This window comes from Enterorhabdus sp. P55 (assembly GCF_009911695.1).
Taxonomy (GTDB): Bacteria; Actinomycetota; Coriobacteriia; order Coriobacteriales; family Eggerthellaceae; genus Enterorhabdus.
This window is the reverse complement of the sequence record NZ_QWKK01000022.1, coordinates 18,093-29,513: the sequence shown is the minus strand read 5'-3', so window position 1 is coordinate 29,513 and position 11,421 is coordinate 18,093. Positions and strand designations below refer to the sequence as shown.

Below are 11,421 nucleotides of genomic sequence, written 5' to 3'. Positions count from 1 at the left end.
CCCCCCCCCTTGCCACTGACGTAGGCGCGGAGACGGACGGGCCTTCCTCGGACGGTGAGTCCGCCACGCCTGCCGACGTCACGGCTGCGCTGGGGGATCTCACGCCCCGCGCCCTCGGCGCCGGCGCGCCCGTCACCCGCGAGGCCCAGACGGCAGGCGACTTCACCGTCGTAGGCGGCAAGGCCGCGACAAGCCAGACGGCGGGCGATGGCGACTACTTCTTCGAGGGAACCACCCTCCACATCCTCACCTCCACGCCGCTCACGGTGAGCACAGCGAAGCAGACGGCCCACAACATCGAGGTTAACGCCGGCGTGAAAGCCGATCTTACCTTGGCAGGGGTGAACATCACCACCACGAGTGTTGCTCCCATCAACCTGGTCACGAATGTTTATGACATCGCTGACAACGATGGGAAGGCTGATGGCGAGAAGCGCAAGGCGAAGCATGCGGGTGAGATCCGCAATAAGACGATGCTGCACCTTACCTTGGCGGACAATTCAACGAACTCCCTAGTCTGCAGTACTCAATCAAACGGCTCTCCGGCCATACGCTGTGGCTGGGGGTCGGTTCTCGTCATAGATGACTCCATCACCAACATCAAAGCAGGTGGATCAAAGTTCAATCTGGATGATATCGTTACGCCCGCAAATGGCGTGGTTGCGTCGGATGTGACACTGCTTAATGGCAAAACGCTTTCATCTGGGGATCCTCTGTGCAATCTGGAGCCTGCGGAAGCGGTTCGAGGTAGGCTTACGGCTCATGGTGGTGGCCACTCTGCCGGCATTGGCTCTGGCCCTAAGGAGAACGCCGGCACCATCGTCATCAATGGCGGCGACATCTACTCTCAGGGCATCTATGCTACAGGGTCGAATGGCTATTGCGGAGCGGGCATCGGCGGTGGCGGCGGTGGTTCGGGCACCGTCATCACCATCAACGGCGGCAAGATCGTTGCGCAAGCCGGTTACTGCGGATCAGGCATTGGGGCTGGTCTTGGGTGGAGGAATTCTCAACCTCTTATGAATGCCGGCGTGGCTAAACCTGATGCTATCAACATCCCCAATAGTGAGGCAGAGGCTTACGGCTATAGCTTCCTGGCTACCGTTACGCCGGAATTCAATACGGGAAACATTCAAGCTGCCAATGAGTTAAATTTTCACACTGTGGCCGGAGACATCACGCTTAACGGAGGCTATGTTGATGCTCGCAGTGGCGGTCATGGTAACGCCTTCGGTCAAAGCTGTGCTCATGGGCCGGCTTCCAACAAGAATCACATTGTCCGAATCACTGGCGGAACGCTTCTTACGACTGCAAATGCGAACATCAGCGATCCCTGGCTCTATTCCATCGGCGCTCGCCTGGGCTACACCATCGTTACCGGCGGCTCTGTTCAGGTAACGAATCGAAGCAACGGTACTCCGATGTTTCAGGGCCTCGGCGATACCGCTTACAACACCACTGACGTTGAGGATTGGGACGATGTGGAGGCGCTTGGCGGAAGCCTGCCGGACGCTGATAAGGTGCAGATGCTTACCATCGACCTTTCGAGTGAGTTCGATATCGGTGCGACGCCGGAGGATAAGACGGTGCCGGTGGTGAAGTGGAAGCTCGAGATCGACAACATCGAGCAGAACTACGGCGCTCCCTCTCATCTTGATAAGGGCAAGCTCTACCTCTGGCTGCCTGAGAGCGCTACGGGCAAGAACGTGACGGTGACCATGTCGTATCGTGACGCGAAGGGCGAGGTTCACAACATTGAGCCCATGTACGTCGAGGAGGTCGGAGGCAGCCAGGGTTCGACCCTCAAGCGTTACATCGACATTCAGGTTGAGAAGCTGAACGAGGAGCAGCAGAAGTACTTCTCGGGCCTCGTGAAGGAGTATGACGGAAAATCCTTCGAGCCCCTTGCGGTCTATCCCATCGAGTTCGAATCTGAGCAGGGAAACAAATACATACTCACGAATCCCGATGAGGTAACCACCTCCTACCAGCTCTATGATTCTGAGAATGGAAGTCCGCTGCCAGGCAGCTCGGTGGTAACCGGCAAGGTGATGCCAGCCGATACCGGCACCTTCCGCGTGCAGCTGGTGTCGAAGGAGTACGTGACCAATCCGACCTTCGCAAGCAACTACTGGGGTCACCGCATCACTGCTTGGGCGAAGATTACGCCCGTTCCCGCGGTGCTGGAGATCGAGGGCGTGGAGTGGGGCCACCTCGACGTGGACTCGGGGGCCTGGCAGCCCATCGTCAAGGACCAGACGGCTGGCGGGGTGGCGGGCAACCGTCTGAAGCTCACCTTCAACATTCGCTCGGCCAACACCACCGCGCTCACCTGCAAGGCGCCCACGGGCAGCTTCCAGGTGCGCATCGACGGCAAGAAGGTCGGCGACCCCATCAAGCTCACCGCCGAGGCCTTCGCCGAGTCCCCGCACTCCACTATCGAGGAGAAGGACATCACGGTGAAGTCCGCCTCCGGCGGCACCGAGACGCGCCATGCCACCGTGGTTACCTACTACCTCGACCCGTCCAATCGCGACGGGCTGCTCGACCTGCTGGAGTCGGCCGGCAACGGCGATGAGCACAAGGTGAACCTCGAGTACCTGGCCGACAAGAACTACATCCAGGGCGTTGACAAGAACCCTGACAACGCCGGCGAGGACGACGCCTTCATCGTGCCGGTGCCGCCTCAGGGCGATGTGAAGCCCGACGGCTCCGTCTCTATCGAGGACACCAAGCCCACGCCCCCGGGCCCCGGCACCGACCCTGACGACCCGGCGGACAAGACGAAGGTCATCCGCAAGACCATCACGGCCAGTTACGCCGCCTTCCATGACAAGACTAACCCCGACCTCCAGGACTTCTTCGCCCTGGCGCTCGAGTCCAGCTCGTCGGTGAAGCCCACCTATGCCGTGTCCAACGCGGCGGTGGCCGACCTCAAGTGGAACGAGGACGGCACGCCGGCCCTCGATGAGAACGGCAAGCTTCAGGTGGAGGTGAACAGCTGCGGCACCTCGGTCATCACCGTGGAGCAGAAGCCCAACGCGCTCTACACCGGCATCAAGTACATCCTGACGGTGAACGTGCTGCCTGACCCGGCCATCAAGCCGGAGATCCAGATTCGCCTGACCTGGCGTAACATCACGGCCATCAAGGAGGCCGAGTCGGCTGAGGCGCCGGCGGCCCGTCTGGCCCGCGCGCTCGTCGCCGTGCCGGCGGACGCGGGGATCATGCCGCTCGCCGTGCGCGCGACGACCGATCGCACCCATACCCCGCCGCGTCCGGGAGACGAGCTCGAGTACACGGTGACGGGCCTCAACCTGACCAACGGCTCGGCCTGGCAGGCCGCCGAGCTCAAGGACGCCATCGACCAGAAGCTCACACTGGACGCCGAGAGCGTCGAGATAGCCCCCAACTACGCCACGCGCACCGATAAGAGCACCGCGCTCGGCTCGGACGCCTTCTACGAGGGCTTCAACTGGGCGGGCCTCGACTGGACCAAGGTGCCGGCGGGCGGCGGCGATGACGGCTACGAGTTCGACGATGCCACCGCCACGCTCTCCAAGATGATCGGCTCGGTCTACGGCGGCCAGTCCACCTCCGTGCGCTTCAAGGCTAAGGTGGCCGATGACCTGGGCAAGCGTCCGGGCGAGGACGGCAGGCTGCCCGAGATCACCAACAAGCCCGCGGGCGACGGCAGCTACGGCAAGCCGGAGAACGATCCCGGCGACACGACAAAGCCCACACCGCTTGACCCCGATAAGGACATCGACATCATCGGCGGCATCGACCCGAAGCCCGGCGAGCCCTCGGCTCCCGAGCCCATCCCCGTGCTGCCGAAGGACCCGGCTGCGCCCGACATCACGACGACGGTGGAGGTGGAGCAGAAGGCGCACACCGAGGAGCACGACGACGACCGCATCCTCGTGGGCGACACGCTCGGCGTCACCGTCACGTCCACCAACCACGGCAAGGACTCGTGTTTGACCGACGCCATCGTGAAGGTGACGCTGCCGCAGGGCATGGAGCCCAAGGAGGGCACCATCAAGCTCGTGGACGGCGCAGGCGTCGCCCATGACGTGCCGTTCAGCGCCTATGACCCGAAGACCGGCGTCATCGCCGTGAACGCGGGCGACCTCTACGGCGGCGAGAGCGCGGTGCTCACCTTCGACGTGGAGGTGGTCTCGGTGCACGACCCGGACAACCCTGATGACCCGAGCAATCCTGACAGCCCGGACAATCCGAGTAATCCCGACGACCCGGACAACCCCGGTACGCCGGGCAATCCCACGCCCGGGCGCCCCACCGACCCCGTCATCGAGGGCGGCACGCTCGGCGGCACGCCCACTGACGAGTGGGAGCGCGAGCATCCCACCGACCCGGACGTGGAGCCGGCCGACCCGGCCGACAAGCCCAAGCCCGGCACGCCCTTCGTGCCCACCGCGCCCTGGGAGGACCTGGAAGAGGAGTTCGTGACGCCCGACCCGGTGCAGCCGGTGATGCCCCCGGTGCTGCCCGCCAACCCGAAGCTGGAGGCCGACGAGGACGGCCCGGCCGACATCACGGTGAAGAAGACGGCCGAGAACCTGGACAGCGCCGACGGCACCACGCATGTGGGCGACGTCATCCGCTACTCCATCACGGTGGAGAACGCCAGGGCCAACACCATCTGGTACGACGTGGTGATCCGCGACGACGTGCCCGTGGGCCTGGAGCCGATGGCGGGGTCGCTGCGCCTCACCGACCGTGCCGGCACCGTGCATGAGGTGCCCGACGACGCCTACGACGTGGAAGCGCGTCGCCTGGCGGTCACCGCGGGCGACCTGCGCGGCCCGGGCTCCATCACGCTCACCTTCGACGCGCTCGTGACCGAGGAGGCGGCCGAGGGCGACATCGGCAACGTGGCCGAGGCGTTCGGCACCACGCCCTCAGGCGTGGACACGGGCACCGTCGGCGGCGAGGCGGAGCGTCCCGTGGGCGGCAAGCCCTTCGTTCCCGAGGACGGCTGGGACGCCTTCGAGCGCGAGCATCCCACGCTGAGCAACCCCGCGCCGACCTATCCTGCCGGCGTCACTGACAAGGGCGGCGTGATTACCGAGCCGCGACCCGAGCCGATGCCCGACGGCACGGGCGATGGCCAGGGCGGCGAGGGCGACAAGGGCTCGCGCACGCCCATCCGGCTCGCCCAGACCGGTGATGAGCTGGTCGCCCCGTCGGTGGCCCTCGTGGCGGCCGCCGCGGCGCTCGGCCTCATGCTGACGGCCTTCGCAGCCCAGCGGCGCCGGCAGCGCGAGGCGCTGGTGGCGCGTCACCGCGGCCAGTGGTAGCGCGCGGCTGAGGACCGGCGGGGCCGGGGGAGCGACCCCCGGCCCCGCTTGCGTCTGGGGCGCGTTGCGCTTGGCCGGGCGGGAATTCCCCCTGTTTCCTGCGAGAAATGACGGGTATGCATGGGTTTCGCGCGCCGATGAGGGCCCTGCTGGCCTGCCTCGCGCGGCACGGCCATGCGCGACCTGGGGAAACGCCGACCTCCCTTGGACCTCGCCGTTCGCACGCAATGCAAAGCCGTCATTTCTCGCAGGAAATCCCCCGCCTCGCTGCCCGCCTCGCTCGCTCAGCGGCCTTCGCGGGACGGGCGGCCGCCGTCGGCTTGGAGGTTTGGCGAACTTCGCGGGACAGTCGGCCCCCATGCGTACATTCGTGGCATAATGGCGCATCGGCAAGCCCTTCCGACGCCGCCCGCGGCGTCTCACGATACGCGCAGATGGTAAGGAGACCCTCCCATGGCAGATGACGCCCCCCGCTTCGGCCGCCTGATCCCGGCGATGGTGACCCCCTTCGACGAGGATCGCGAGCTTGACCTCGACCGCGCCCAGGCCTTGGCCGACCGCCTGGTCGAGGGCGGCAGCGACGCCCTCATCATCAACGGCACCACCGGCGAGAGCCCCACGGTCTTCTACCCCCAGAAGATGGACCTCTTCCGTGCCGTGGTTGCTGCGGTGGACGGGCGCGTGCCGGTTATCGCGAACGTGGGCGACAACTGCACGGCCGACACGGTGGAGTTCGCCAACAACGTGGCGCCGCTGGGCGTGGACGGCTTCATGTGCGTTGTGCCCTACTACAACAAGCCGCCGCAGGAGGGCATGTACCAGCATTTCCGCACCATCGCCGATGCGGTGGAGCTGCCGGTCATCCTCTACAACATCCCCGGCCGCTGCGTGGTGAACATGGAGGCCGAGACCACCCTGCGCCTGGCGCACGACTGCCCCAACGTCATCGCCATCAAGGAGGCGTCGGGCCGCATGGACCAGGTGGAGCGCATCGTGGCCGAGGCGCCGGCGGGCTTCTCCGTCTACTCGGGGGATGATTCCGCCACCCTCGAGATCATGCGCCGCGGCGGCGTGGGCGTCATCTCCACCATCGCGAACGTGGCTCCGGCCCGCATGAAGGAGATCGTGGACCTGTGCGCGGCGGGGGAGTGGGAGCGCGCCGGCCAGGCTAACGAGGCCCTGCTGCCGCTCATGGAGGGGCTGTTCGCCACCTCTAACCCCATCCTCGTGAAGGAGGCGCTCAAGCTCGCGGGCTTTCCCGTGGGCGGCGTGCGCCTGCCGCTCGTGGATGCCACGCCCGAGCAGTCCGAGACCCTGGCCGCCATCATGCGCCAGGTGGGCGTTCTGGCCTAGGGCCGCGCCAAGACGCGTCGAGTCGCCGGCCCGCCCGTCGCGGGCCGGCGTTTTTTGGAAACAAGGAACAAGAAAAGGAACCAGATGACCAACGAGAAGAAGGAAGGGGCCGAGAAGGCCCCGCAGAAGGAATCCCAGCGCCAGGACGGCGCTTCCCAGGGCGGCCGTGAGGGCGCGAAGCGTCGCACCCGCTCCTTCCGCCACGAGAACCTCAAGCGCGAGCGTCCGCAGCTCTCGCGCGACCAGGCGTCCGCGAAGGGCAAGCAGCCCGCGAAGGGCGGCGCCTCGAAGGATGCGCGCCGCATTACCGGCAAGGGGAAGGATCCCCGCGCCAAGCTCCGCATCATCCCGCTCGGCGGCCTGGATGCCATCGGCAAGAACATGACGGCGCTTGAGTGCAAGGGCGACATGATCCTCGATGACGCGGGCCTCATGTTCCCCGACGACGACCATCCGGGCATCGACCTCATCCTGCCCGACTACACCCACGTGCTGGAGAACGCCGACAAGCTGCGTGGCATCATCATCACCCACGGGCACGAGGACCACACCGGCAGCCTCCCGTACCTGCTCAAGGATCTTGACCGCACGGTGCCCATCTACGCCACCAAGCTCACCCTCGGCCTCATCGAGGGCAAGTTCGCCGAGCACAAGGTGAAGAACGCCAAGCTCATCGAGATCAAGCCCGGCGACCAGATCAAGCTCGGCTGCTTCACGGTGGACTTCTTCGCCGTGAACCACTCCATCCCCGGCGCGGTGGGCGTGTTCTTCCAGAGTCCGGCCGGCAACGTGCTTCACATGGGCGACTTCAAGCTCGATCAGACGCCCATCGACGGGGTGCACACCGACTTCGCGGCGCTGGCCCGCTTCGGCGAGATGGGCGTCGACCTCATGATGAGCGACTCGACCAACGCCACCAACCCCAACTTCACGCCGTCGGAGGCGGAGGTGGGCAAGACCCTGCGCACCATCATCTCGCAGGCGAAGGGGCGCGTCATCATCGCGTCGTTCGCGAGTCACATCCACCGCATGCAGCAGATCTGCGACGCGGCCCTCGCCAACGGCCGCAAGGTGGTGGTCACGGGCCGCTCGATGATCCAAAACACCGACATCGCGCGACGCCTCGGCTACCTCAACATCGCGGACTCCGACCTCATCGACGCCTACGAGCTCAAGGGCATTCCGCCTGAGAAGGTGGTCATCATGTGCACGGGCTCGCAGGGAGAGCCTTTGAGCGCGCTTGCGCGCATCGCCAACGGCGAGCACAAGACCATCGACATCGAGCAGGGCGACACCGTCATCATCTCGGCCACGCCGGTTCCCGGCAACGAGAAGGCGGTCACCCGCGTCATCAACTCGCTCGCCAAGATCGGCGCGGACGTCTACGACAAGTCGCGTGCCCGCGTGCACGTGTCCGGTCACGCCGGCGCCGAGGAGCTCAAGATCGTGCTCTCGATGGTCAAGCCCAAGGCCTTCATGCCGGTCCATGGCGAGGCCACGCACCTGCGCGCCCATGCTCAGCTGGCCGAGGCCACGGGCGTGCCGGCCGAGAACATCTTCGTGATGGACAACGGCGACGCGCTCGAGCTCTCTGCCAAGGGCGTCGAGCGCGGCGAGGGCGTCCAGAGCGGCATCGTCTTCGTGGACGGCCTGTCGGTGGGCGATACCTCCCAGGACGTGCTCGACGACCGCAGCGCCCTGGGCGAGCAGGGCTTCGCCTCGGTGGCGGCGGCCGTGGACTTCAAGCGCAAGGAGGTCGTCGGCGAGGTGCAGGTCATCATGCGCGGCATCACCGGCGGCGATGACTACTACCTGGCCGAGGAAGCGCAGAATGCCCTTAAGGGCGCCCTCCGGCGTCAGCTGTCTAAGGGCGGCGGTGCCAAGGAGCTGCGCAAGGTGGCGCGCGACGCCATTCTCTCGCTTCTCTGGGAGCGCACCAAGCAGCGCCCGATGGCGATCGTCAACATCCTGGAGGTCTAGGGCAACGGCGCTCATGCGCTATACTTGATAGGTTAGGCCGCAGCGACGCCCTCAGGGGCGTCGCTCGCACACGGCGGACGCCCCTGAGGGCGCCTGCGAAAACGCAGCACTGAAACGAAGCATGAAGGAGCGGGGCGTGGCCCGGAAGTCGACACCAACCCAGCAGACCAGAAAACCCAGCCAGGGACGCAAGCCCTCCCAGGCCAAGACGCGCAAGCCGGCGGCCCGCGCCGCTGAGGAGGCGCGCGTCTTCGACGAGCGCACCCGCCGCGACATCGTGGGCGTGCTGTTCATCGTGGCCGCCGTCGTGCTGATGGTGGCCGCCGTCCTGCCCGCGGGCGACGCCATCGTGGCGTCGTTCCTCTCCGAGGCGCTGCGCCTCACCTTCGGCGTGGGCGCCTACCTCGTGCCCCTGTTCCTCGCCGCCATCGGCGTGACCATCCTCGTGCGCTTCGAGCGCGAGCGGGTGCCCGTGCGCGCGGCCATCGGGCTCGCGCTCATCCTGGTGGCGCTGCTCGGGCTCATCGCGCTCGCCTCGCCCATCACGTCGGGTGCCTACGACCAGCTCTTCCTGCGTCAGCTGCTGCTCTCCCACGGCGGCTACATCGGCGCGGGCATCGCCTGGGCGGGCTATCTGCTGTTCGGCCCGGTCATCACCGGCGTCATCCTCGTGGGGCTCATCGTGGTGGGCGTCATCGTCATCGGGTTCTCCGTATCCAAGCTCATCGAGACCGTGCAGTGCAAGCGCGCCGAGCGCGAGGCCGAGCTGGCCGCGGTCGAGGCGCCGCCCTTCGCCCGCATCCTGCGCGGCCGCGGTCGACGCGACAGCGCGCCGGTCTGGGAGGACGAGAGCGCGCAGGATGATCTGGCTGACGACCTCTCCAGCGCCCGCACGCGCGTGCTCGGCGCCTCCGATCCTGCGGAGGAGCCGGCCGCCAAGACGGTCTCGCTCCTCTCGCCCGAGCGCTCGCACCGCCGCCATTCCCGACGCTTTGCCGATGATGATGCGGGCGAGGCGGCATCCGTGCCCACCCAGGCGCTTACGCGCCCGCTGGCCGAGCCCGACTTCGACGCATGTCCCGAGCCGGAGGAGGAGGCGCCCGAGCCCCCCGCCACCATCACGCGCAAGCTCGGCGCCCGCCACGGTCGCGCCGAGGCGGCCAAGGCCCAGCCGGCCGAGGCGCCCGCCGCGGAGACGCCCAAGCCCAAGGCGAAGCGCGCCCCTCAGGCCGCCGCTGTGCCCGAGCCGGCGGACGGCTTCGTGCTGCCTCCCCTCGACCTGCTCGTCCAGGGCGACGGCAAGACCGCTGGCGCGAGCGATGACGAGCTCGAGGAGACGGCGGCCAGCCTCCAGGAGACCCTGGAGGACTTCGGCATCATGGTCAACGTCGTGGGCTGGGTGGCCGGGCCTACCGTGACGCTGTTCAAGGTGGAGCTGCCGCCCGGCGTGCGCGTGAGCCGCATCACGGCGCTCAACGACGACATCGCGCTCGCGCTCGCCGCGCCCGGCGTGCGCATCTTCGCGCCCGTCCCCGGCACGAACTACGTGGGCATCGAGGTGCCCAACCGCACCCGCAAGACGGTCTACCTCACCGACGTGCTCAAGGACGTGGGGGAGGGGCCGATGCAGATCTGCATCGGCAAGGACGTCGAGGGCCACTCCATCACCGGCGACCTGTCGAAGATGCCCCACCTGCTCATCGCCGGCACCACCGGCTCGGGCAAGTCGGTCGAGATCAACGCCATGATCATGACCATCCTCATGCGGGCCACCCCCGCCGAGGTCCGCTTCATCATGATCGATCCCAAGCGCGTCGAGTTCAGCGGCTACAACGGCATCCCCCACCTCTACGTGCCTGTGGTCACGGAATGCAAGGAGGCCTCGAGCGCGCTGTCGTGGGGCGTGGCCGAGATGGAGCGCCGCCTCAAGCTGTTCAGCAAGGTGGGCGCCCGCAACATCGGCTCGTTCAACGCCAAGGCCAAGGCGGCCAAGGAGGCCGACGAGGCCGCGCGCGCCGCCGGCCAGGAGCCCGAGCCCAACGAGTTCGGCGATCCCTTGCCCTACATCGTCATCGTCATCGACGAGCTGGCCGACCTCATGATGAACGTCGGCAAGGAGGTGGAGTTCTCCATCAGCCGCATCGCCCAGCTCGCGCGCGCGGCCGGCATTCACCTCATCATCGCCACCCAGCGCCCCTCCACCAACGTGGTGACGGGCCTCATCAAGGCCAACATCACCTGCCGCATCGGCCTCACCGTGGCCAGCGGCATCGACTCGCGCGTCATCCTCGACTCCACGGGCGCTGAGAACCTCTGCGGCTACGGTGATCTGCTCATCGCCAAGCCCGAGTACGCCAAGCCCCTGCGCGTCCAGGGCCCCTACGTCTCCGACGACGAGATCAACGCCGTGGTGGAGCACCTCAAGGCCCAGGGCGAGCCGGAGTACCACTCGGAGATCCTCCAGACCAACGTGGTCACGCTCGGCGCGTCCTCGCCTTCGGGCGACGGCGGCTCGGAGGCCGACGACCCGCTTCTGTGGGAAGGCGCCGAGATCGTGGTGTCGAGCGGCCTGGGCTCCACCTCCAACATTCAGCGCCGCCTGAAGGTGGGATACGCCCGAGCAGGCCGTATAATGGATCAACTGGAAGAAAAGGGCGTCGTCGGGCCCGCCAACGGCTCCAAGCCGCGCGAGGTGCTCGTCGACGAGATGGAGCTCGAGACGCTCAAGGCGTTCGAGGCCCAGGACGCGGACTAGGGCTGCCGG

General features: G+C 66.8%; 3 protein-coding genes and 1 pseudogene. All 4 read left to right on the top strand.

Annotated features, from left to right (window positions below; all coding sequences use genetic code 11):
* Window positions 1-5,324: pseudogene (locus tag D1643_RS12135) on the top strand (DUF11 domain-containing protein); the annotation flags it as partial.
* A gap of 453 nt (window positions 5,325-5,777) precedes the next feature.
* Entirely contained in the window at window positions 5,778-6,677 is a 900-nt protein-coding gene (gene dapA, locus D1643_RS03935; RefSeq protein WP_160708848.1) for a 4-hydroxy-tetrahydrodipicolinate synthase, read from the top strand.
* Window positions 6,678-6,761: 84 nt separating this feature from the next.
* Window positions 6,762-8,657 carry a ribonuclease J gene (locus D1643_RS03930; protein ID WP_160708846.1) on the top strand — a complete coding sequence of 632 codons (1,896 nt, stop codon included), beginning with the start codon at window positions 6,762-6,764 and terminating at the stop codon, window positions 8,655-8,657.
* A 136-nt stretch (window positions 8,658-8,793) separates the two neighbouring features.
* Window positions 8,794-11,412 carry a DNA translocase FtsK 4TM domain-containing protein gene (locus D1643_RS03925; protein WP_370520282.1) on the top strand — a complete coding sequence of 873 codons (2,619 nt, stop codon included), beginning with the start codon at window positions 8,794-8,796 and terminating at the stop codon, window positions 11,410-11,412.
* The last annotated feature ends 9 nt before the right edge of the window (window positions 11,413-11,421 follow it).

Bases quoted from the DNA above. Each gene is read 5' to 3' on its own strand.
- dapA (WP_160708848.1), top strand. From the start codon at position 5,778: ATGGCAGATGACGCCCCCCGCTTCGGCCGCCTGATCCCGGCGATGGTG.
- D1643_RS03930 (WP_160708846.1), top strand. From the start codon at position 6,762: ATGACCAACGAGAAGAAGGAAGGGGCCGAGAAGGCCCCGCAGAAGGAA.